The organism is Clostridium zeae (assembly GCF_017312485.1).
GTDB classification, from domain to species: domain Bacteria; phylum Bacillota; class Clostridia; order Clostridiales; family Clostridiaceae; genus Clostridium_AR; species Clostridium_AR zeae.
Genome location: NZ_BMBA01000004.1, coordinates 265,145 through 288,782, shown reverse-complemented (window position 1 = coordinate 288,782; position 23,638 = coordinate 265,145). Strand labels below are relative to the sequence as shown.

The 23,638-nt window shown below is 30.7% G+C and carries 28 protein-coding genes and 1 pseudogene; 17 read left to right on the top strand and 12 right to left on the bottom strand.

Translation table 11 applies throughout. From position 1 onward, the window contains the following. The first annotated feature begins 1 nt into the window (after position 1). Positions 2–664: a B3/B4 domain-containing protein gene (locus J3477_RS18535; protein ID WP_206871430.1), complete on the top strand. Its 663-nt coding sequence runs from the start codon at positions 2–4 to the stop codon at positions 662–664. An 81-nt stretch (positions 665–745) separates the two neighbouring features. Here J3477_RS18535 and J3477_RS18530 read toward each other — a convergent pair whose 3' ends face one another. Next, positions 746–1,312, bottom strand: coding sequence for a TetR/AcrR family transcriptional regulator (locus J3477_RS18530; protein WP_206871429.1), 567 nt, complete (start codon positions 1,310–1,312; stop codon positions 746–748). Between the two features lie 160 nt (positions 1,313–1,472). On the opposite strand from J3477_RS18530, the gene J3477_RS18525 reads away from it, so the two are divergent. Further along, entirely contained in the window at positions 1,473–2,438 is a 966-nt protein-coding gene (locus tag J3477_RS18525; protein WP_206871428.1) for a ketopantoate reductase family protein, read from the top strand. 229 nt (positions 2,439–2,667) lie between these two features. Here the strand turns inward: J3477_RS18525 and J3477_RS18520 are convergent, their stop codons facing one another. Beyond that, the gene (locus J3477_RS18520) at positions 2,668–2,856 is read right to left on the bottom strand and encodes a hypothetical protein (RefSeq protein ID WP_206871427.1); all 189 of its coding nucleotides are present in this window, start codon (positions 2,854–2,856) and stop codon (positions 2,668–2,670) included. A gap of 791 nt (positions 2,857–3,647) precedes the next feature. Here J3477_RS18520 and J3477_RS18515 point away from each other — a divergent pair. The 12 genes from J3477_RS18515 to J3477_RS18460 all read left to right on the top strand — a co-directional run bounded on the left by J3477_RS18515 (position 3,648) and on the right by J3477_RS18460 (position 11,907). After that, positions 3,648–4,010 (top strand): DUF550 domain-containing protein, encoded by a 363-nt coding sequence (locus tag J3477_RS18515; protein WP_206871426.1) that lies wholly within the window; start codon positions 3,648–3,650, stop codon positions 4,008–4,010. Positions 4,011–4,036: 26 nt separating this feature from the next. Continuing rightward, positions 4,037–4,765, top strand: a complete 729-nt coding sequence (locus tag J3477_RS18510; RefSeq protein ID WP_206871425.1) for a metallophosphoesterase family protein — start codon at positions 4,037–4,039, stop codon at positions 4,763–4,765. 53 nt (positions 4,766–4,818) lie between these two features. Further along, entirely contained in the window at positions 4,819–5,241 is a 423-nt protein-coding gene (locus J3477_RS18505) for a VOC family protein (RefSeq protein WP_206871424.1), read from the top strand. 34 nt (positions 5,242–5,275) lie between these two features. After that, a complete protein-coding gene (locus tag J3477_RS18500; RefSeq protein WP_206871423.1) occupies positions 5,276–5,563 on the top strand; it encodes a YciI family protein in 288 nt (95 codons plus the stop codon). A 25-nt stretch (positions 5,564–5,588) separates the two neighbouring features. Continuing rightward, complete coding sequence (locus tag J3477_RS18495) at positions 5,589–6,140, top strand: AAA family ATPase (protein WP_206871422.1); 552 nt, start codon at positions 5,589–5,591, stop codon at positions 6,138–6,140. Between the two features lie 141 nt (positions 6,141–6,281). Then, positions 6,282–7,148: a GNAT family N-acetyltransferase gene (locus tag J3477_RS18490; protein ID WP_206871421.1), complete on the top strand. Its 867-nt coding sequence runs from the start codon at positions 6,282–6,284 to the stop codon at positions 7,146–7,148. Positions 7,149–7,160: 12 nt separating this feature from the next. Beyond that, entirely contained in the window at positions 7,161–8,168 is a 1,008-nt protein-coding gene (locus J3477_RS18485) for a serine hydrolase domain-containing protein (protein ID WP_206871420.1), read from the top strand. A 499-nt stretch (positions 8,169–8,667) separates the two neighbouring features. After that, positions 8,668–9,492 (top strand): CPBP family intramembrane glutamic endopeptidase, encoded by an 825-nt coding sequence (locus tag J3477_RS18480; RefSeq protein WP_206871419.1) that lies wholly within the window; start codon positions 8,668–8,670, stop codon positions 9,490–9,492. A gap of 165 nt (positions 9,493–9,657) precedes the next feature. Beyond that, the gene (locus tag J3477_RS18475) at positions 9,658–10,182 is read left to right on the top strand and encodes a hypothetical protein (RefSeq protein WP_206871418.1); all 525 of its coding nucleotides are present in this window, start codon (positions 9,658–9,660) and stop codon (positions 10,180–10,182) included. Between the two features lie 83 nt (positions 10,183–10,265). Next, the gene (locus J3477_RS18470; RefSeq protein ID WP_206871417.1) at positions 10,266–10,529 is read left to right on the top strand and encodes a hypothetical protein; all 264 of its coding nucleotides are present in this window, start codon (positions 10,266–10,268) and stop codon (positions 10,527–10,529) included. Positions 10,530–10,809: 280 nt separating this feature from the next. Beyond that, complete coding sequence (locus J3477_RS18465; RefSeq protein WP_206871416.1) at positions 10,810–11,202, top strand: bleomycin resistance protein; 393 nt, start codon at positions 10,810–10,812, stop codon at positions 11,200–11,202. A 252-nt stretch (positions 11,203–11,454) separates the two neighbouring features. Beyond that, complete coding sequence (locus J3477_RS18460) at positions 11,455–11,907, top strand: hypothetical protein (RefSeq protein ID WP_206871415.1); 453 nt, start codon at positions 11,455–11,457, stop codon at positions 11,905–11,907. 197 nt (positions 11,908–12,104) lie between these two features. Here J3477_RS18460 and J3477_RS18455 read toward each other — a convergent pair whose 3' ends face one another. The 8 genes from J3477_RS18455 to J3477_RS18425 form a co-directional block, all read right to left on the bottom strand. Then, positions 12,105–12,335: a hypothetical protein gene (locus tag J3477_RS18455; protein ID WP_206871414.1), complete on the bottom strand. Its 231-nt coding sequence runs from the start codon at positions 12,333–12,335 to the stop codon at positions 12,105–12,107. Positions 12,336–12,527: 192 nt separating this feature from the next. Then, entirely contained in the window at positions 12,528–13,754 is a 1,227-nt protein-coding gene (locus J3477_RS18450; RefSeq protein ID WP_206871413.1) for an MFS transporter, read from the bottom strand. Between the two features lie 169 nt (positions 13,755–13,923). Further along, the gene (locus J3477_RS18445) at positions 13,924–14,397 is read right to left on the bottom strand and encodes a MarR family winged helix-turn-helix transcriptional regulator (protein WP_206871412.1); all 474 of its coding nucleotides are present in this window, start codon (positions 14,395–14,397) and stop codon (positions 13,924–13,926) included. A 355-nt stretch (positions 14,398–14,752) separates the two neighbouring features. Further along, positions 14,753–16,153: a condensation domain-containing protein gene (locus J3477_RS18440; RefSeq protein WP_206871411.1), complete on the bottom strand. Its 1,401-nt coding sequence runs from the start codon at positions 16,151–16,153 to the stop codon at positions 14,753–14,755. An 86-nt stretch (positions 16,154–16,239) separates the two neighbouring features. Then, a complete protein-coding gene (locus J3477_RS18435) occupies positions 16,240–16,815 on the bottom strand; it encodes a TetR/AcrR family transcriptional regulator (protein WP_206871410.1) in 576 nt (191 codons plus the stop codon). 321 nt (positions 16,816–17,136) lie between these two features. Then, positions 17,137–17,262 carry a hypothetical protein gene (locus tag J3477_RS26425; protein ID WP_371876609.1) on the bottom strand — a complete coding sequence of 42 codons (126 nt, stop codon included), beginning with the start codon at positions 17,260–17,262 and terminating at the stop codon, positions 17,137–17,139. Between the two features lie 275 nt (positions 17,263–17,537). Then, positions 17,538–20,192, bottom strand: a complete 2,655-nt coding sequence (locus J3477_RS18430; RefSeq protein ID WP_206871409.1) for a phosphoenolpyruvate synthase — start codon at positions 20,190–20,192, stop codon at positions 17,538–17,540. 21 nt (positions 20,193–20,213) lie between these two features. After that, complete coding sequence (locus tag J3477_RS18425) at positions 20,214–20,807, bottom strand: TetR/AcrR family transcriptional regulator (RefSeq protein WP_206871408.1); 594 nt, start codon at positions 20,805–20,807, stop codon at positions 20,214–20,216. 170 nt (positions 20,808–20,977) lie between these two features. Here J3477_RS18425 and J3477_RS18420 point away from each other — a divergent pair. The 3 genes and pseudogenes from J3477_RS18420 to J3477_RS18410 form a co-directional block, all read left to right on the top strand. Then, positions 20,978–21,148, top strand: a pseudogene (locus J3477_RS18420) (MGMT family protein); the annotation flags it as partial. Positions 21,149–21,328: 180 nt separating this feature from the next. Next, positions 21,329–21,886: a TetR/AcrR family transcriptional regulator gene (locus J3477_RS18415; protein ID WP_206871407.1), complete on the top strand. Its 558-nt coding sequence runs from the start codon at positions 21,329–21,331 to the stop codon at positions 21,884–21,886. Between the two features lie 427 nt (positions 21,887–22,313). Further along, positions 22,314–22,682, top strand: a complete 369-nt coding sequence (locus J3477_RS18410) for an HsmA family protein (RefSeq protein WP_206871406.1) — start codon at positions 22,314–22,316, stop codon at positions 22,680–22,682. Between the two features lie 293 nt (positions 22,683–22,975). Here J3477_RS18410 and J3477_RS18405 read toward each other — a convergent pair whose 3' ends face one another. Together J3477_RS18405 and dmpI are read right to left on the bottom strand one after the other, a co-directional pair. Beyond that, positions 22,976–23,356 (bottom strand): RidA family protein, encoded by a 381-nt coding sequence (locus J3477_RS18405; protein WP_206871405.1) that lies wholly within the window; start codon positions 23,354–23,356, stop codon positions 22,976–22,978. 91 nt (positions 23,357–23,447) lie between these two features. Then, positions 23,448–23,630, bottom strand: coding sequence for a 4-oxalocrotonate tautomerase DmpI (dmpI, locus tag J3477_RS18400; RefSeq protein ID WP_206871404.1), 183 nt, complete (start codon positions 23,628–23,630; stop codon positions 23,448–23,450). Positions 23,631–23,638 lie beyond the last annotated feature (8 nt).

Genomic DNA, 23,638 nt, shown 5'->3' with positions numbered 1-23,638 from the left:
TATGGTAGAAGTTATAATTAGCGAAGAATTAAAGAAAATTTGTCCTGAGATTACACTGGGCTGCATTCAAGCCTATGTAGAGGTAGAAAGCAGTAGTGATAGTTTATGGGAAGAAATTAACGGTTATTGTGAAATATTAAAGAAAGAAATACATATAGAAGATTTAGCTTCATTGACTAATATTAAAGAAGGAAGAGAAGTATATAAAAAGCTAGGTAAGGTACCTAGTAAATATAGATTATCTTCAGAAGCATTAGTAAGAAGGGTATTGCAGCAAAAAGGAATTTATAAAGTAAATAATATTGTAGAAATCAATAATTTAATATCAATAAAATCTAAGTGTCCTGTTGGTTCATATAATATTAGAAATCTTCATTCTCCAATTTCGTTAACAATCGGTAAAGAAGGAGAACAATATAAAGGTATTGGAAAAGAAAATATCAATATTGCAAATCTTCCTATATTAGCTGATTCTCTTGGTAGTTTTGGAAGTCCTACAAGTGACTCAGAGAGAGCTATGATAACGAATAATGTAAGTGAAATTTTAATGTGCATTTTTTCTTTTTCTGGTAAGAATGATGTTGAAGAATACTTAGAGTATGGTAAACAACTTTTAGAAAAATACGCTAAGGGAAAAGATATTGAAATTAAGATAATTAAATAGTATTTTTAATTAAGGCTGATGGTTTGATACGCCTTGTCTTCAGCATTGAAACCCACGATTTATTAATGTTAATCGTGGGTTTTATTTAACAGTTTTCATCCCGTTAATAATAAAGCTAAGTGTTTTTTCAATAATATATTCTTTATCATCTTTATTAGAATAACAATATTGAGCACAACTATATATTGAGGAGGTAATTAATTTAACTAGTATACTTATGTCTTTACAATCTAGCTCATCTCGACCTGACATACTTGTTAATATTTTTTCAATAAGATTGTCTATCTTATGTTTTAATAAATTATCTACACTTGATGCAATGGAGGTAGCATCAATCTTACAGATTTGATAAAAGTAAATATTGTATTCATAAAGGAACAGAATAAGTTCTTTTATAGTATCTTCATTTAAATCTACAGAGCTTGAAAGTTTTATTGGTAGCATTTCTTCAAAGCATTCCACAATGAGTTCTTCCAATAAAATATACTTATCAATATAGTGAGCGTAAAAGGTTGCTCTATTTATAGTTGCCTTTGTTGTAATATCTTTAATTGTAATGTATTTAAAGTCTTTTTCCTCAAGTAACTTAGCAAATGAGGCTTTAATCAAATTTTTGGTTCTCACTGCTCTTGGGTCTTTTTCATTCATAATTTATCATGAAGCTCCTTTTATAAAACAACAGATTTAATAAAATGTTGGTTATACAACATGACTGAAAATCTATTGGTTGTAGTTGTATGAATAATTCAATAGTATATTAACATACACTCGTATCTTATACAACACATGTTTGTTAGGGGGTAATAAAATGAAAATATTAATGATAGGTAGAGGGGTAATTTCAACACAATATGGCTGGGCTTTAGAGCAAGCAGGGAATGAGGTAACATTTTATGTTCGTCCCGGAAGAATTAAGCAGTATGGTGATGTAGTCAATATGAAAATATTAGATGGTAGGAAGAATAAGAAGGGGGATTTAGTAAATAAAGCTTGGAAGATTAAAATGATAGAAGTACTTTCATCTAATGATGATTTTGATTTAATTATGATTAGTGTAAATCATAATCAACTAAGTAACATAATAAGTTTGTTAGAACCACTTGTAAATAATTCAACTGTTTTAATATTTAATAATATTATTGATGAACCTTTAAATTCAATTGGGTCAATTCCAAAAGAACAAGTTGTTTGGGGTTTTCCTGGAGCTGGTGGAGCTTTTATAAATAAAAACACATTAGATGGTGGGTTTATGAAAAATATCTTTATGGGATCCATTGATAACAATACTAATAAGAATAGATATGATATGGTAACTCGCTTGTTTAAAAATTCAGGCTTCAGTATATCTGAGAAGAAAGATATGCGTAACTGGCTATGGTTTCACTTCATTACTAACACAAGCTTAATGGCTGCAGCCTCAAAAGTAGGTTCACTTAATGCTTTATTCGATTCTACAAGTGCCCTTAAGGACATGCCTTTAATATTAAGGAATCTAATTCCGTTGATGGAGGCTAAAGGCTCTAAGCTTAGTTCAATCACAAAAATTACAATAAATTTACTACCTGCTAGTCTTGTAGCTTTTGCAATGAAGCTAGCACTAGCTAAAGGGCAGCTACCTAGAGAAATAATGAGAAGTGCTAGTGGCAGTGAAAGTCTAAAAGCCGAGAGTAATACAATATTTGTACGAGATGCTCTTGCTGAAGCACGTAGGCTAGGGATATCTCTTCCTAGGCTTGAAGCTTTAGATTCATCTGTTTATAAGCAATTTAAGTGATTCTAAAATACAAATAACTAAATAATTCTTTATAGAGATTTTTTTAGCTACAATATTAAATTTTCAAAGCATATTGTTCATATCTTTTATTTGATCTGTTATGGGCCATTATTGTTGAATTACAATGCGAAAACACTGCAAAACTCAAATATAAATAATGCAGTGTTTTAATTAATTATTTGTTTTTTATTTATAAGAGCATCGCGAAACAGCCCATATATGTATTATCTTAATTTTTCTTTCTCTTTTTAATTGTAGAGAATCCTTGCACTATAATCCAACCAACAGTTGAACCAATAGCTAATGACCATATGGATGAATGTGAATTAATACCAAATTTCCTTGAAATAAAAAATATCAATAAAACAATTCCAAAATATGCAACTGTTTGAATTATAAAATTAACGGTTTTTTCCAATGTTACTTCCTCCATTCTTATATCATATAATATTTTTACTATTACACCATTCTAGAAAATTAGCAACTAATCCGAATAGCAATTCAATTATCCATTCAACCTTATGTTACATATATTCTCTTTGTCAAACTCTATTTCTAAAGCATGGTCCAAGTATATTCTATCACCACAATAACTTGTTGCACCATAGTCATATTCTATAATCCTAACTTAAATTACTTGTAATAATACCATATATAACCAACTTATTCCATGGGATATGCAGCTAATTGAAGGTTTTAATATTATTTTCTACGCTGAAATATTCAATTATCAAAGAAAATTATTTGCATTTTTAGTTTCATCAATTATGTCGTCTTATTTTCACATTCTAACTTAATTATTTACAATTATATAATTAACTCTATGCAAAATTAGGGGATAAAGAAATCAAGATTTGGATCTATTACTTTAATCCTTAAACTCCATTTAAAAAAATTCTAATAATTATCTTAAATATAACTCTTCAAACTCTCATATCTCATACATTTGGACTTGTACGTGTATATATTTTTATACTATTAGCTTATGTATTAAATAAATGTTGATATTTTACGGCTTGTCCTTTTATGTAGCAGTAACAACATTTATTTAATACATAATATAAGGCTTTTTTATAGCAATACCTATTACACATCTTCAACATAATTTCATACAATTTAACAATCAATACTAATTTACACAATATGTTATAATTTAAGGTATAAGTAATTTGTTGTTATAAGGAAAATTGAAATTTGTGGGGGTATAAAATGAATGATATAAAAATTTCAGATATGCTGAATATGCAGAAGGATTTATATGAATTACATAAAGATACCTGGTCGCCATTAGAAGCAAAGTACGGTAGAAATTTTATTCTATGGATGATGGAAGAAATAGGCGAATGTATTTCAATAATAAAGAAAAAAGGTGATTTGGCTATAATAGAGGATGAAAATGTTAGAAAAGCATTCTGTGAAGAGATGAGTGATGTATTAATGTATTTTAATGATACATTACTTAGGTATGGAATTACAGCAGATGAAATCTCTTCTTCATATATAGACAAACATAAAAAAAATATGAAACGTAATTATGTCAAAGAATATAAGAGCAAATATGAGGATAGATAAGTAGTAATTTATAGGAGATGCATAAGGTGAAAATAGGAGTAATAACCGATATACATAGTAATATTGATGCATTGAATGCGGTTTTAGATGAATTTGATTCGCTTGGTATAGAAAGAATTATATGCAGTGGAGATATCATTGGAATTGGACCAAAACCAGAAGAAACTGTAAAAAGGATAATGTTATTTAAAGATAACATAGAGTGCGTAAGAGGAAATCATGATAATTATCTTGTTAATGGAATACCTATTACATTTCCTAATGATGAAATGATGGATTATGGTGAAATGGAACATCATAAATGGGAGCACGGAAAACTCAGTGAGGAATCTATTGAGTTTATAAAGTCATTGCCATATACAAAAACGTTAAAAATTTGCGGAAAGACAATTTATACGGCTCACTATGCTATAGACCAAGATAATAAGTATGTAAAATTTACGTCAAATCCTTCATTGGATGATTTGAAAATGATGTTTAAGAATGTGGAAGCAGACATCATAGTATACGGTCATAAACATGCTCCTTCAATTAATCATGAATCGAATAAATGGTATATAAATAGTGGCTCTTTGGGATGCCCAGCAGATGACATAAATATTGCAAGAGCTGGTATTATTGTTGTTAATGAAGATTGTATTACATATGAAAAATTGAATGTACATTATGATGTTAAAAAGGTTATAGAAAATATTAAATATATAAAATATCCTGATTTTAAAAATATTTTGAAATATTTTTACGGAATATCATAATTACAAATCCCAATTTATAAGTTAGTAAACTGTAAAGAAAAAGGAGAATAACTATGCTTCAATCAATTGTACATATTGCTTTAGTTGTAAAAGATTATGATGAAGCAATTGAATTTTACACACAAAAGCTTAAATTTGAATTATTAGAAGATACATATCAATTAGAGCAAGATAAAAGGTGGGTAGTAGTATCTCCACCTGGTTCAAATGGAACAACAATATTACTTGCAAGAGCATCTAAGTCAGAGCAAGAAGATTTTATAGGAAATCAAACAGGTGGAAGAGTCTTTCTTTTTTTAGGAACTGATGATTTTTGGCGTGATTATAATGAAATGCTTGAAGTAGGAATAGAATTTATTAGAAAACCTAAAGAACAAGATTATGGAACGGTAGCAGTATTTAAAGATTTATACGGTAACTTATGGGATTTAATCGAGTTTAATAAAGAACATCCAATGTCTAAAAGAGTGAAGTAAATTAAGAATTTTAAATTATATGGGGGAACAGAAAATGTTTATAATCAATTTAACTTATATTAAGCCAATTGAGGAGGTTGAAAAGTATTTAAATGAGCATATTGCATTCTTAAATAAATATTATGATAACAAAAATTTTATTTGTTCTGGGCGAAAAAATCCTCGAACTGGTGGAGTTATTTTATGTAATGCGAAAGATATGAAAGAGGTTGAAGGAATCATTAATGAAGATCCTTTTAAGAAAAATACAATTGCAGCTTATGAAATAGTAGAATTTCAACCAACAAAGTATGCCGAAGACTTCAAGATATTTGTTGAATAAATTTCAATTTACAGTGGAGGAAGATATGCAAAAAAGTGTAATTCATATATATGGGGCATCAGGTTCAGGAACGTCTACATTAGGTAGATTTATATCGGAGAAGCTTGGATATATGTTTATGGATACAGATGATTACTTTTGGCTTCCAACAAATCCAAAGTACATAGAAAAAAGAGAAAAGGCTGAGCGGCTTCAAATGATGAAGAAAGATATTTTACGTTCAGATAAAGCTGTTATTTCAGGTTCACTTGTGGATTGGGGAGATGAGTTAATTCCATATTTCACCTTAGCAGTTCGTGTGGTAACAGATAAAAATGTTCGTATTGAGCGTCTAATGGAAAGAGAAAAGAAGAATTTTGGCTCACGTATTGAGATAGGTGGGGACATGTATAAAAATCATGTGAAATTTATTGAATGGGCGGCTGCTTATGATACAGGAGGCACTGATATGAGAAGTAAGGCAGAGCATGATCAGTGGCAAAGGTTGTTAAAGTGCAAACAAATTACTGTAAATGGTGAAGCTGATTTGAAATATAATTTAGAACTTATAAAAAATGCAATTATTTATGATGTGTGATAGCTTTTGTATAAAAAACAATATAGAAATGATCAGTACCTTTCATTCCATCCTTCAGAAGAATTAAAATTATAGATGAAGACACTTTATTTATAATTTAGGAGTTTAATAAACTGCCTATTTAGATTTGGAGGATACATGATGAAAAATATTATAAAAAGACCATATAGAAGACTTGCTGATTTTATAAAGGTGTATCAATTTATGATTGATAATTATTCAGTTGATTGGAAAAATGGTGCTCCTGCAACGTTTTTTGAATATGCACAAATGCTATATTGGACTGACAATTCGCAAAGTCATAGAAATGCCATTTGGGAGGATAACGGTGATATAGTTGGATTTTGCTTTTATGAATCTCAGATTGGTAAGGTATTTTTCAACTTGAAAGAAGGATACGAAAAGCTTATACCACAGATGCTAGAACATGCAGAACAGCGATTAAGCACAGAAGATGGAAGTTTAGAGCTTAGTATCTTTATGAGTCAAAAAAATGTGATAGAAGTTGCTAGAGGTATGGGATATGAAAAAACTAATGAATGGGAATATGGAATTTATGATTTTTCTAAAGGACCATTGAACTTTCAATTGCCAGAAGGTTTTTCCTTCGAAGAACCTGGAAAGTATGATATGAAGAAAATGATAGAGGCATTTTGGAGAGGTTTTGACCATGATACAGAACCAGAAGGTGGTGTAGAACGTGGATATAATTTAATGTCAGCTCCACATGCAACCCCTGAACTAGATGTTATTATTAAAAATGCTAAAGGTGAGTATGTTTGTTGTGCAGGGATGTGGATGGTTCCTGAAAATAATCTTGCATATTTGGAACCATTATCAACAGTTCCAGAATACAGAAAAATGGGACTTGCTTCTGCTGCATTATCAGAGCTATATAGAAGAACTGCTGCTTTAGGAGCAACACATATGACCGGTGGAGGAAATGGCTTTTATTTCGCAATTGGCTATGAACCTATGGTGAAATGGTCATCATGGAAGAAAAGCTAGGAGGTTTTACTTATGAGATTTGAAGAAATAGTAGACAATGATTTTAATGGTTGTATTTCTATAGTTAAAAACGGAAGTGACATATTTCAAAAGAGCTATGGTTATACAGATTTACCAAATAAAATTCCAAATAAAATTAATACAAAATTTGCCACAGCTTCAGCAGGCAAGGCATTTGTTGCAGTTGCCATTTTGCAATTAATAGAAGCTGGAAAGCTAAGCTTTGATGACAATATAGGAAGTTTACTTGGTTTTGATTTAAAGGACATTGATGAAAAAATAACAGTAAAACAGCTGTTATGTCATACTTCTGGAATCCCAGATTATTTTGATGAAAGTATAATGAGTGAATATGATGAGTTGTGGAAGGATTACCCTAATTATAAAATTAGGAAGTCATCTGATCTAATACCACTTTTCATTAACAAACCTATGATGTATCCACCAGAGGAAAGATTTCAATATAATAATACTGGATTTGTTGTACTTGGTATTATAATTGAGAAATTAACAGGCCAGTTATTTGATGAATACTTAAAAGAGAGTATTTTTGATCCCTGTAGTATGTATGATACAGGTTACTATGAATTAGATAGATTACCTGAAAATTGTGCTAATTCCTATATATATGATAAGAAGCGTGAAGAGTATTACACTAATATTTATAGTGTAGATGTGAAGGGAACTGGTGCAGGAGGAGTCTTTACTACAGTTTTAGATATAAATAAGTTTTGGTTAAATTTATTAAACGGCAATCTTATTTCTAAAGATATGTTGGAGCAGATGTTAAGTGTACAAAGTAGCAGTAATTCACAATACTATGGGTATGGCATTTGGCTTGATAAGGTAGAAGAGAGCACATATATCCCATATTTTCAAGGCTGTGACCCTGGAGTAAGTTTTATATCCAGTTATGATACTGCTCGTGATATTTGCATTACTTTAGTAAGTAATTTTGGCTGCAATGTGTGGAAACTAAGAAGGAATATAATTGAGATTCTTAAAGATGAACCACTTTGATCATAAATCTGTTTTCAAAACTCTTACCTGTTTAGGTGAGAGAATTTGGAGATGAAGATAATATTTATAATGTAAGACCAGTATAGCGATTTTATTCCTATACTGTTTTTTTTCTTATTGTAGAAGAAATTATAAAAATTTTAAGCTAGCTAAATTTAGATATTTCAATAGTTTTAGAATTTTTTTGTGGGTAAATAGTAAAAAATAAAACGTGTTCTCATGTGAAATTTCTAATATACGGTCGGAAAGGCAGATGGGCAAAAAATCACCGAAGAAAGTCGTTTCAGAGATTTTTTAATAAGATCAAATCTTCTTATTGAATAGCTATGAATCAAAACATACCAACAATAATTTATATAATCTGTACTTTTAAGATGAAAAAAGTAAGGATATTTATGGGATTTATGGTATCATAATACTTGTGATATCTATAAATAATTATATCAAAAAACATTGATTGAATTAACTAACTAATACCATTTAATTGAAGGAGCTTCACATGTTGAACAAGTTAAAATATAATTATAGTGAATATATTTTCATACTATTTTTCTTAATTCTTTATGTTATATCATCTACTATACCAGCAGACACATCTTCAAATATAAACATTGAAGTAATAGTATACAGTGTTTTATCTACGTTACTTCCATTGATATTCATTATGATATTTTTCAAAACAAATTCTGGCCATTATTCTAATTGCAAAGGTAAAAATAAGCTTATACTTTTTTTCATAAATGTAATACCGTTTCTAATCTTAATTGCGCTTCAAATAATTATTCAAGTTAATAGCGCTTTTACACGCATTACAGTTGTCTTAACATCATTATTGGCCATTGCTAGCTATTTAAGTAAATATAACAGCATAAAGCTACCACTAAAATGTGGTCTTAAAGGATTTATATTTGTTATTATTACATTCATTTTATATAAAATACCATTGATACTACTTTCTAAAACAATCATTACATATCACTATTCTGCTATAGAATTCATATTATCGATTCTAAACACATTTATATTTACAGCATTAAGAGAAGAATTAATTTTTAGGGATTTCTTTCTTTTCGGTCTAATTACTCATGGAGTATCTACTAAGTCAGCTAACATGATCCAAGCTGTAGTTTTTGGACTTATCCATATAGTTTCAAATGAGCAAACTTTTTTCAATTATTACTCTGGGTCAAATCTATTGGTTAAGTCTGTACTTACTTGTTCTTACCAAGTATTAATGGGATATTTATTTGGAAAGATTGTGATTAAATTTAAATCAATCGGATATTCTGTTATATTGCATACGCTTATTGATCTTATTGTATAAAAAGCTTTTTGAAGAATTAATTTATGAAATTATCGTATAATTTTCTACATACGATGTACTTGTATTTTAATGGTATAATTGTATGTGATGAGGCGATAGTCCGTTTTGATTAAAATAATGATAATACCATATTCTTAAGAGGAATATTATAAACTGGAGGTATTTATGGATAATAATTTATTTATAGAATTTTGTAAGGATAAATTTCACTATTTGGTAGATGAGTTTGGATTTAATGATGCAACTTTTGAAGATGATGGTATCAGACTACATATATTATATGAAAAGAAGGGGTATAAATTAGAAATTATTAATCATAGCATTGAGATGCCTGAATATCCAATCGCAGTATATTTTATAACAGTAAAGAAAAGTATCTTTAAAAAGACCAATACTTATGCTTTAGATGATTTACTAATATATAGAAAGTGCAATAGTCAGGTTTATGAATATCTAGATTATAATAATATAAACACTTTTTATGATAAGATACCAGAAGAAAAATTGGACTTTTATAAAGATAAATATTCAAGTGACGAAGAAATTAAACTTATTATAGATAAATATTCTCGTATATTGAAAGAATTTGGCGCTGATATCTTGAAGGAAAATATTGAGGTTTTACCTAATGTGAAGAAATTACGAGAAGAATATGATAGAAAATTTGGCTGTTCTACAATATATAACTAACAGTGGATCCGATAAGTGGTTTTAATTGTGAAATTACAAAAATATACTAGGAAAAGATAGATGCTTTATCTTGGAGGTTAGTTATGAAGAAAATAGATAGAATGAATGTAATTGCTGTTTTTGTACTAGGTATTGTTGCCCTAATTGGGGCGATAGCTCTAATGATCAGCCAGTCAAATAAGACCAAAGAAGATGTTGAAGTGAAGCTAACTGATAGCAAGGTTTTAATAGAAGGGCAGTTTGGTACAATAATTGATACTAAAGATATATCTGAAATAAAACTTCTTGATACCTTACCAAGTATTGGGACAAGAGTTAACGGTGCAGAAAGTGGAGCATACAAATGAGGAGACTTTGAAGTTCAAGAACTTGGCACTTGTAAGTTATTTATAAATTTAGAGAATGGTCCATATATCTATATTGCAGCTAATGGTAAATATATAATAAATTTTAGTGATAAAACAATAACTTTAGACTTTTATGATAAGTTAAAGAAAGCTATTAAGAAATAAGATTAGATAAAAAACTTGTTATATAAAATAGGTACAAAGGATGTTATAGTTTAGAAGTTTCAGTAACCTTAATTAATAGGTATTAGGATTATATAAGATTTTTAGGAGAAAGTTTATGGAATTTAATACATTAATACCAGAATTATCAGTAACAAACATTGAAAGTACAAAGCAATTTTATATATCTACTTTAGGCTTTAAATTGGAATATGAAAGAGCTAACGAAAAATTTATATTTTTATCTTATAATAAAAGTCAGTTTATGTTTGAAGAAATTCATTCAGAGGGATGGAATGTGGATGTTTTAGAATATCCATTAGGAAGAGGCGTAAATTTTTCTATTGCTTGTATGGATGTTGAACAGTTATACGAAGTTGTTAAAAATAGCAATATTAAAATTTATAGAGAATTAAAAGAAACAAGATATTTATGTGATGGAAAACAAAAAAAACAGAAGGAATTCCTTATACAAGATCCTGACGGATATCTGTTGAGATTTACAGATTAATAACAAATAAATTTTAAATGAGAATTTTATTAATTGAGAAGGATGTTTATATATGGACAAAGGAGTAAAGCTAATAATTCTAAGAGGTAATTCTTGAAGTGGCAAAACTACAACAGCCAAGGCGCTGCAAAGAAAATTCAGACAGGGTAATGTCTTTAGTGCAAGTTTTACAAAATGAATAAAAAATAAAAAAAAGCAAATATTATTTAGGAAAAGTATTTATAAAATTTAGCTACTAAAGAGGATATAAAAATGGAGATTAATAAAGGATTAAATGATGATAGAATTCTTGTAGCAGGAGCGATAGGTATTGTTTCTACAGTTGTGGGAGAAATATGTTCGTGGATTTTTGTTTATTTAGGAATTGGAACTTATAGCACATATCAAATAAACAGTCTTATTGTTACTTATAATAAGCCTTCAGTATTAGTAGGTTTGTTTTTAAATCTTATAATGGGTGGTATTATAGGGGCAGCTGTTTATCTTACACTTAAAAAGTGGGGACATGAACATATTATTATGGTCAGTCTTGTATACACTTTAGTTGCATGGATGTGTATTGAAATTATTGCAAATGCTGTAGTCGATAAAAATTTAATTGATACAAGAGTAATAGGTGGTTATTTTAATCAAATAATTAGTGCTGTAATACATGCAGTTGCCAAAGGATTAATGTTGAAGTGGTTTATATTTAATAAAAGTTAATCTCATATTTTACGCATTTTTTATAAAATGAACTGAAGAAGTCCAGTTAGGGCTTCTTTTTATATGGATATAATATCAACACCCTTCTTTAAAAAAGGCTAAAATATAAATTGAAGAAATCAAAATGACTTTCATTAAGATTATGTAATAATATAAACACTATTTTAAAATATAACCTTAGTAAAAATAAATATTATTTATTTTCGAATTGCTTTTTTATTAAAGATTACAGATAACACCAATCCAACAATTGCTGGTATACCATAGGTAACACTTTTAATCATTAAATTAACTGAAAATGGAGTTGAATATTCAGGATGTTGTAAGTAATTTTGATATTCAAGCAATGTGGTTGTTAGCATAGTAATTATCAATAAAATAGAGAAATAAATAAATAGAACTGATGCAGTTTTGTATTTATTTTTCATATAAACGACCTCCTTGAATTAGATAAACTACTTACTTGATTATACCAAAAAATGGCTGTGGATAAATAGGGTTTAAGAACTGGTCCCTAAGTTCTTAAACCCTATTATTATATGCTCTTAAAACTATATGCTATTAAGTACTTTCTTATAATGGAAAATAAGGGATGTACTTACCTAAGTAAAGTAGGTGCTTTACTTGCGGCCTTTATACAAAACTGGTATTGCAGCTGCTATAAGGATCATACCCATAAAAGCAGGTGCAGCATGTCCAAGTGATACATAGAGTTGACCTCCAATGATAGGGCCGATCATTCTTGCTAAAGCCTGAATAGATTGGCTACCTCCTTGAATCCTTCCTTGCTCGCTAGAATCCACCGACTTTGAAAGCATTCCATTGAAGGAAGGTCCAAAGATCGAATCGCCAAAACCAAATATAAACATTCCAACGATAAGGAAAGGATAGAAGGAGAACAAGGCCGATGCTGCAATAAGACTATAGCCTATAATCTCCGAAACCATACCAAGAATTGCTATCTGCTTATCACTTAGCTTTAACAAAAGTTTTGGCATTATGAAACCTTGTGAAATGATATCTTGGAAGCCCATAATTGAAAACATAAGTCCGATAAGTGCAGGCTTCCAACTGAAAGTATCCATAGTAAATTGTGAAAAAACTGCTTGTAAAGATCCGTTTGGTATCCAAAGTAAGAATGCTGACACAAGTAGTACTTTTAAATTTTTCATGGAAAGTATGCTTGCAAGCTGTGTAAATGGATTAAGTCTTACAAAGGTAATCTCTTTCAGTCTATTATTCTTGTCAAGGCTCTCAGACATAAAGAAGAATCCATAAACAACATTTAGTAAAGTAATTAGTGCTCCAAAAAACATTGGTACAGAATAGCCAAACTTGGCAAGTAATCCGCCTAGAGTTGGACCAATGATGGTGCCTGCACCTACAACCGCACTCATCCATCCAAAGTATTTAGTTCTCTGGGATGGAGGTATGATGTCTGCAAAATATGCAAAGATAGTGCTTATACTACCACCTGTTATACCTTCAATTATGCGCCCTAAAAATAATACCCATAGAGCTCCACCTATACCAAAAACTAAGTAACCTATTGCGGAACCTAGTAGGCATACCAAGAGTAATGGACGACGGCCATACTTGTCGCTCAAAGCTCCAAGTGCAGGTGCTGCGAAAAACACGCAGACTGCGTAAACAGAGGTCAGCATAGTAACGACTATAGCTTGTTCACCAGGACTACTTGTATAAGGTTGCACTAAGAATGGCACCACAGGTGCTATTATACTAAAGCCTATTCCGCAAAGAAATACAGATATAAGACCGAATATTAAAGCATGTTTATCTACTGCTTGTTCTGAGTTGTGTTCATTGTGTGTTATAAATTTGGACATTTAAATTCTCTCCTTTGAAATTATGATTTTGATTCCTTGGAAACAAATTTATCGTACCATTATTTTGTTTCCTTGTCAACAAAATAATAACAATAAAAAAATCACTGAAGTAAATTCTTCAATGATTCTTTTGCACATCTGCCTGTGGTTTCATTTTCATTATTCTAATTTATTCTGACTTAGTATCTACACCAAGCTTTTTAATTTCCGAATCCAAATGGTTACTATACTTTTCAACAAATCTAAGCATGCTGTCAAATTGCTCCTCGGTTACCGGCTCAAAAACGGCTTTATCACGTTCTTGAAACTCTTTGTGCAGTTCATCATGGACTTTATAGAGCTCTTGCCCTTGTTCAGTAAGCCTAAAATAGATTTCTTTCTTATTATCTGGTTTCTGATAGCTTTCAATGAGCCCCTTTTGTATTAGTTTTTTAGTTAATTTGCTTATAGCGCCTCTAGTCATATAAAAGGCTTCACCGAGTTTTGTCACATTGGAATCCCCATTTTTTCCAATGTATTCGATGCAGTGTACTTCAGAAGACTTATAATCCTTAAGAATATCTTCCATCTTAAGCTTATTAAGCCAAGCCATCTTGTTAAACACTTCTCTGATACCTGCCATGACCTGTTCTTGTTTGTTCATTATGTGTCCTCCCGCCCGTTGATACATTAACAATATTATATTTAAATTTTGTTTCTATTTCAACAATATTGAAATAATTATTTAAAACAGAATTGACTCTGATCCTCGATATATTCTCAATTATTAGAGATAAAAACCTATAGGTGTGAAATTAAATAAATATTTACGATAATCAACGGTGAACCATACCATAAGTGATGTGGATTTTTTGAAGTTATTAGCATATGTAGAATAAAGAGGAGTAGAAACGTGCTAAAGCGTAATATAATCTAAATACATATTAAAGGTAACATATTGAAATGATATTAATACATCAAATATATCAATATATATACATGCCTTTTATTTATTGGTTTTATGTCCTCTTATAGTTATGGATCATATCTAGCAAGAGATGTATTGCATTATTGCCAATTTCATTCATAAATGATAAATAATCATTTTTATCATTAGGTATCGTAACATTTAATGTAATACTTAATTTATTATTTATAGTAATAGCACCGATTATGAGGCCTCCGTCCTGAGTAGGTATAGATGAAGGTGCGAAGTAGATTTTTTCAATTTTTAAATTACCATAAATATCTGAATATTTTAATGCTCCAATATTGGTAATTAATAACCCGGGGTATTGTTTTAAGCCTTCGTTATATATACGTGCTGCTATATGTTTATTATCTGCAAGCTTCGATAATTTTTGATGATCATTGAAGTAAGATGGATTGTAATTCACATGTCTTGCGAAGGTTAATGCTTCCATAAATCTACAATTAATATCTGATATAGAAGTTAACGCTTGCAAATCTTTATAATTATCAAGTTCAGTTCTGAGACGTTTTTGATAAGAGCGTGCATTATTCCAGAAGCCTATTTTTTTATCGTACTCATATTTAAATTCTACATCACTTACGAAACATCCAAAACTATTTCCAACAGGCTTTTTTAATCTATTACGTATATTTACAGCAACCCCTTGAATTATATTATTATAATTCATTAGGTCTTTTCTAGCAGCTAAAAAAGCTATACTTATGGCTGAGTTAACCGTCACATTATTTTGCCTGCAGACCTCCCTTAATTTTAGTGTATCATCCTCTGCTAATTCAAAAGCTAGGATCTTATAGCTATATTTATCCATATATGCTTTGTGGATCTGCAAAAAATCATCGGTAATGAAATCAATCTTTGTCCTTTTCCATTTTCTATTTAAATAATTCATAATGATTTTCTTGGTAAGGCCGCCAAGTTTATTAGCTTTTCTAAATATAATATTTTCAGGGACTGGCAGACATATATCATGTTCAGCTGCATATTTATATTTTGAATCAGCCATCAAAGTTAATATTTCATGCACCAGGTTAGCTAGTGATAATCCATCACAAATAATGTGCTGACAGAATATTATTAAGTCTGAAATATGTGTAGATTTTAACAATATGAACCTAATGAGAGGACCTTTTTCAAAATCAAATGGGAAATCAAATTCTTTTTGAATAATTTTCTTCCATTGTTCATCAGATATTCTAGAAAATATTTTTAAATCTAATTTAATACACTCATTTGTTTCTAACCATATATCATCATTTTCATCCACCAACACTTGGGATTTAAGTAGAGGATGTAAGTCTAGCAATTTCATAAGAGCTTCTCTTAAATCTATTTCATTAACTTCACCAACTATTCTGGCAGAAATTGATACATTAGCTTCAGGTGCTCTATAAAAAATACTTTCTTCACCTGTTAATTTTCTTTTCATAAACATGTCATCCTTTCTTATAAAAATACAAATACCTGTAAAAAGACCATAATTAAATAAGCATTTGTATAATAACTTGGTTTTTATTATTCAAACAAATCCTTTAGACTACTTTCAAGTATAAATTCAAAAGCTTTAAAATAGTTATCCCCAATAACATCTCTATACTGAAGTGTAGTAAATATTGTCCAAAAAACTGCAGTTATTTCTTCAATACTTACCTTAGGTTTAAGGCCATATTTATTAATAAGTTTAAAGAAATCCGACATATCATTTTTAAAGCTTTTTTCAAAAAAATCTTTTGGTAGTTTTCGGAGGAGTAGTTCAAAATCATTTCTCAAGGAAAGAATCCAATCTACCTTAACAATCTCTTTTGCTACCAATTTTAAACTGTTTATAAAATCATATTTTGTTGGAGCACTTGGCATATTATTGTTCATTATATCAATAAGTCTTTCCAGAACTTTATCTGCTGTATCAATAAATAAAGCTTCTTTAGAATCATAAAACAGATAGAATGCTCCAGTTGATATACCTGACATTTCACACAGTTCTCTTATGCTAGTCTTTTTATAGCCATATCTACTCCAAGATTCTTCACAACTTTTTACAAGCTTTTGTTGTATTTGTAAATATTCATTTTCACTAAATGCTTTTCCCATAGTTATCACCTTTCAAGACGTATGAACATTATTGCGTTTTTGTTCACAGGTAATTTTAACACTATCCTATATAAATGTAAACAGATATTTAGGTCTTTTATATACATAATTGGAAGACAAAAAGCAATGTATATTTAAGCTTATATTTATAAATATAAGTCTAAGTTATACCTGTTGCGGAGAACCGTATCATAAGTAAGTGAGGTTTTTACTAAAATTGTTATAAAACTTTAACACAGTTATATTATTAAATAACATGATTGATAATATTTCTTTTAGATAATTAAAAGTAAACCTTTTCTATAGGTAAAGTTGTTAGAACTATGACAGTGAAAAGGCCGTATATTTTTGCCTCTGTTCATCTGTCAAAGAAGAGTTTTGAAGCTGTGTTGCAAAGCCTCGTTTAGAAACAATGGGTGTTCTTAACTCATGAGAAAAGACATTCATAAAGTTTTTGCGAAACATCTCTATGCCTCTAAGTTCATTTCCATATTATTATTTTCCAATTAATGATATGTATTATAACCTATATTTCAGTGTTGGAACGTACAAAAGAAATTGGATAGAAGTGCCGTTCTACAACTAATTAAAAAGTTAGTTGTAGAACGGCATCTTTTTATTTCAAGATTATGAACAGCAGGGGAGTGGCAAGTATCAGATACATCATGCCTATAGAAAACATTCCTAGTAGTATGCCTGCAAATCCTAGCACTTAAGCACTTCTATTCTTCAATTATCAGGACAAATCCAGCATTACCGTCAACTCTTATTTTCTGACCTGTCTTGATTTTCTTAGTAGCATCAGTAATTCCAACTACCGCTGGTATTCCATATTCTCTAGCAACTACAGTACCGTGAGTGAGTAAACCTCCAACCTCCATAACAAGACCAGCTGCATTTATAAATAATGGTGTCCATCCTGGGTCTGTAAAAGGAGCTACTAGAATTTCACCTTTATTTATAGAAGTCTTTGAGGGGTCAGTGATTACTCTTGCGATACCTTCGATAACTCCTGAGGAAACGGGCATCCCAGGTAGGGCACCTTCAGGAAGGTTATCTCTCTTATAGCCTGCTTTGATTTCTTCACCATCACTAGTTATAAGGCGGGGAGGGGTTAGCTTATTAAAGTGCTCATATTCCTCCTTTCTCAATTTTACAAGTTCCACAAGGCTGTTATTATTTTTTATTGCCTTATAAAGCTCCCAGAAGCCTACATAGAATACATCCTTTTCTTCTAAAAGATGGCCTTTTTCAACTAGCAGACTTGCTTCTTCTAAGAAGGCTTTCTTGTAAATCAGAATAAGCTTCATTATTAAATATTTAGGATGTTCTCTAATTGGCATATAGTTTCTTAATACCCTTACCATACGCCTTACTACTTTACCTTTAACCTTTCTGTGCTTTTCTTCTACTTCTTTAATTAGCTCTGCTGAAGCTTTCTTTGCTCTTTCAATAGTTTCCTTATATTCTTTTCTGTGGATGCCTTCCTCTGAGGTATTAACTATGGACATAATTGCCTTTGCTAGAGGTTCAGGGTTCTCTATCCACCTATCTTTTGCCATGTCTATTTCCCCAGCAGCTCTCATGTCGTAGATATCAATAAAGTTATTAAAGTTCTTTTTAAATTTCTCATTATCCTTTAATTTGTTTATTCTATCAATTAAAGTGTTATAATTCTCATTTGTAAATTCTCTTATTAAATCAGGTGATATTCTAACCATATCAGCCAAGTCCCCAACAAGAAGACCCATTTCTGTGGTTATATTGCCCTCTAGGCCTTTAACTATAATATCAACATGTTTGTGTTCTCCAAGCAGCTTTTCTTCTTGTGCTTCAAGAGCTTTAAAACTTAACATAGCAGGAGCCATTATTGGAAGCAACACCTGAAAGTCATCGGAAAAGTCTGCAGACTTATATATAGCTTCAAGTTTTTCTATGCCTTGCTTTGCATTATTAATAGCCTTAGCAGCTTCTTTTGTTCGCTTGTCTATATAGCTTTTTATAAATTCCACAGTACCCTCAGGTTTTCTGTAGGTAACATTTTTTACCGCTTTGAAAACTATAGGCTTAAAGAATTTTCTTAAGGCTTTCCCTGAGCTCTTGTTCTTTTTAATTTCTGCTTCAAAGTCAGGCCTGCTTATAAGCTCTTTTAAAGCCTGTGACATCAGGGCATCAGCATTTTTCAGAAATGAAGATACAACCTCTCTAGGTTTTTTATATTGAAGAATGTCGCTTAAATCAAGATATATTCGGCCTGCTGCTGACTTTATAACTCTATAATCCTCTGCACTTCTAGCTCCTTTGTCAAAAGGAAAAATCATTCTAAGCATGTCAATGCCAAGTGGTGAAATAGGGTTTGTCATTACTTGGAAGTGGTTAAAGGAAACATATGCATGAAGAGCCTCATCCTTTGGTATAGGCTCAGGCATAGGAAATAATGAGGTAATAGCACGGCTTTGAACTATATACAGCTTGTTATCTTCTAGACACCACTCAATGTCCTGTGGGCAGCCGTAGTGCTTCTCTATTGCCATGCCTAATTCAGCAAGACTTTTTATCTGTAGGTCCTGAAGGACCTGGCTTGTTGCTTTCTCAGCCGTTATCTCAATTTTTTTTGTGCCACCGCCTTCAATGGGCATTATAGCAAGTTTTTTCTCAGCAATTGTTTTGGTTTCTATCTCTGAATTGCTTTTATTATATCTATATATGTCAGGGGATACTAAACCAGAAACAAGAGCTTCTCCCAAACCGTAGCTTGCATCTATGGATATAAGCTTTCTGTGACCTGATATAGGATCCGCTGTAAACATAATTCCTGATACCTCAGGCAGTAACATCTTTTGAATAACTACGGACATATGAACCTTTTCATGTTCAATTTTATTTTGAATTCTATATAATATAGCTCTATCTGTAAACAGGGACGCCCAGCAGTTTCTTACTGAGTCTAATAGGGCTTTTTTTCCCATGATATTAAGGTAGGTGTCTTGCTGACCAGCAAAAGAGGCAAAAGCTAAGTCCTCTGCTGTGGCACTTGATCTAACTGCATAGTAGTTGTCTACTCCTAGCTTATTAAATGACTTTATTATTTCCTGTTCCACTTTTTCAGGTATAGCTGATTGCTGTATTTTCGCCCTTATTTGATCCCCAATTTCATTTATGTTATCAATGTTTGCAGCTTTAATTATTTGGGCTATAAATTCTGGCAGATTGTTAAGATGTAGGAAATCTTTATAGCTTTCTGTGGTCACACAAAATCCAGAAGGTACAGGGAAGCCTGCCAGTGTCATTTCACCTAAGTTTGCACCTTTACCTCCTACAAGAGGCAAATCATTTTTATCTGTTTCATCAAAAAATAAAATATACTTTTTTTCCATAATACTTCCACCTCCATGATATTATAGCTTTGCACCGTCTAAAAATAGCTCTATTAACTGATTCTTTAATGTATCCATTTCAAAGGGTTCTTTTGCTTCTATGTTTGAAATAAAATAGTTAACCGCTAAAAGCATAAAAGTCCTTGCCAGTATTATTGAAGGTATATCTGATCTGAGTTCATTATTTACTTGTGCATCTTTTATTATTTCCAGTACTACATTTTCCAGTCCGCTTCGGTTTGGATTGGAAAAGGGATCACTGTTAAAAAGTGTCTGCATTCTATATCGTAAGTAAATAGCTGTTAACTTCACATCACTTCCCATTAAACCTTTTTTAAAGTCCAACAGGCTATTAAGCTTGAACTTCAAATCTTGATTGCCTGTTAGAGCCTTTTTAATATCCTCGCCGTAACCAGCTGTAATAGATTGAAAGTATCCTACCAGTATGGACTCCTTATCTGGGAAGTAATTATACAAAGTGCCCTTTGATACGTCTGATTGTTCTGCGATTTCTTCCATAGAGGTTTCTTGAAAGCCCTTACTCTTAAAAAGCTCTAAAGCACAACCTATTATGGTGCTCCTAGTTTCCTCTTTTTTGCGCTCCCTTCTGCTCATAAATTCACACTCCTTAATTTTCATTAAATTTATTCTACGTAAAATATTATACTGTGTATAAATTTATACTAAGTCGATTTTTATGAAAAGTCAATACATCTATGGTACTGATACACAGAATAGTATAATAAGTAAATGCGGCTTTTGTTCTCTCATTTATTTCCTCTTTCATTCTTAGCGGGGCAGAATTTTATGTGGGATACCCATGTCATCGTGTGGTAAATCATGCTGGAAGGTTGGCACCAGGGCGGCAGGAACAACGATTTCTGCTATTAGAAGAAGGTGTAACCTTTAAAGATGAGAATCATGTAGATATGAAGGAAAATAAATGGGACTATTAGCATTGAGATTAAAGATGAATGAACAGAATTATTTAAATGAAGATTTGCTTTAAAACTCTAGAGATTCATTGTAATGAATAAAACTACAAGATTTTTTGTAGTAAAAATATTATATTGACAAAAATATATGAATATTATAAAATGAACACAGTTCATTTCATTATTGTAGGAGGAAATATATTGGCTAGAGTAATTGAAAATCCAAAACAACTTATACTAAAAAAAGCTAAAGAAATTCTATATAATGAAGGTTATTCTAAGCTAAGTATGAGGACTTTATCAAAAGCCTGCGATATAGCTTTAGGCACAATATATAATTACTATCCTACAAAAAAAGATTTAGTTATTGAAATGATGACTGACTATTGGCAAGAGTTTTTATATTCAGTTCAGAAAATATCTGATTTAAATTCTGATATTTATGTTAAATTTAATAAGATCTACAGTGAATTAAAAACTTTTATTGAAAGTTTTCGCCAGTATTGGTTGACCCCTGAACTTTATGGCAGTCCTGAATTTGTAGAAGGTGGGTTAAAGCAAGAGTATGTTTTCATCGAAAGACTTGTGATTATAGTTGAGAATATTCTAGTAAAAGAGTGTACTGAGAACAATATCCAAGTTAAGTTAGGGACACATGAAACAGCAAGTTTTATAATTATGAATTTAATAACAATAGTTCAAATGCCGATTTTTACCTATGAATCCTTTGAATTATTTCTTAAAGAACTACTTAAATAAATCATATCTATAAAGATATGATTTATAAAAAGAACTGAAATGAACATTGTTCATTTGCACTTGCTAAAGAAGGATTAAATTCATATCAAAACTGAAAGGTTTTGTGCTATTATATAACAATAAACAAAGATTACGATCATATGGGAGTTTAAATTTTTTTAATTTGAAATGAACACTGTTCATAAGGAGAGGTGAAATATGCTTGTTTATAACTTATAAAATTGCTTAGTTCTTAAAATATAATATTGTAGAAGCATTAAGGGAGGTGGAATGAGGCTTACTGCAGCAGCCGCAAAGTCGAGGATTTTCATTAATAATAAAGAGAAGTGCTCTTAGTATTGTAGATATATAAGTTACGGCATTTCTGTAGATATCAATAATTTTAAAACAAATATAAAATAAATATTTAAATTAGGAGGAACTTATTATGTTAATTTCTGCAATAATAACAATCACATTAGCTCTTGTAATGTATACAATTGGTGTATGGAGTGAAAAAATTCAAGGTGAACTTAAAAAATGGCATTTAGCTGTATTTTATGTAGGCCTAATATTTGATACTACAGGAACAACAATTATGAGCAAGATTGCTTCAGGTGGCTTTAAGCTTAATTTCCATGGCATCACAGGCTTACTTGCAATTATTTTAATGCTTTTTCATGCACTTTGGGCAACTGTAGTGTTAGTTAAGAATGATGAAAAAGCCAAAGCAAGCTTTCACAAATTAAGTATTGTTGTTTGGATTATATGGTTGATACCTTTTGTTTCTGGTGCAATATTTGGAATGACAAGATAATATAAATAAAAGCTAAAGTCTATTAATATAAAATATCCCTAAGAACATATATTTTGTATTAGGTATATTGGAGTAATTAGATAGGGATTTAATTAAGAGTGAAGCACTATTCTTTGTCGAATGGGTGCTTTTTCTCTTTGCTATGAATTTGAAAAAACTTGCTTATAGATGGTATTGTGAAGAGTATCATAAGTAAATATGAAAATAGACTTAGAGCATTGTGTATCAATACTTTAAGCCTATTTTGTTTAGATGATATTGTGATTATGATTTTTCTTTTAATTTATAGTAGATCACTTTCTTCTTGCAATCATTTCGATTTCAATCTGAGCACCTAGAGGTAAAGATGATACTCCAATAGTGGTACGAGCAGGATATGGTGAAGAAAACTGTTTAGAATAGATTTCGAGCATTGCTGTGAGATTGCTCATATCGGTTAAAAATACATTCACTTTTTCAACATCGTCAGTTTTCAAGCCTGCTACTTTCAATACATTAAAAAGATTCTTAAAGCATTGTTCTGTTTGGACTGCAATATCACCTTCTACAAGTTTTCCTGTTTCATAATCTACGGGAGTTTGTCCAGATAAAAATATCAAATCTCCTGATTCAACTGCATGTGAATGTGATCCAACTGCAACAGCTCCTGCTGCAGTAAAAGCTTTTCTTGACATAATAAAAATTCTCCTTTAGAGGCAATAATAAACTCTTTTTCATAGCATTATTATTAAGATATGTTTAAAGTACACATCATTGTATTACTGATTATTTATCAGTTAACAACTGACCTCCAACACCTATATTTTCTTTATCATTTTCCTTTACTAGAACAACAAATGCTTGTTCAGGTACATTCATGATTTTTGCAGCCGATGTTGTAAGATCTTTTACTAACTTACTTTTTTGCTCCTTATTTAGTTTAGTTCCTTCTACTGTTATTACTGGCATAAGCTTGA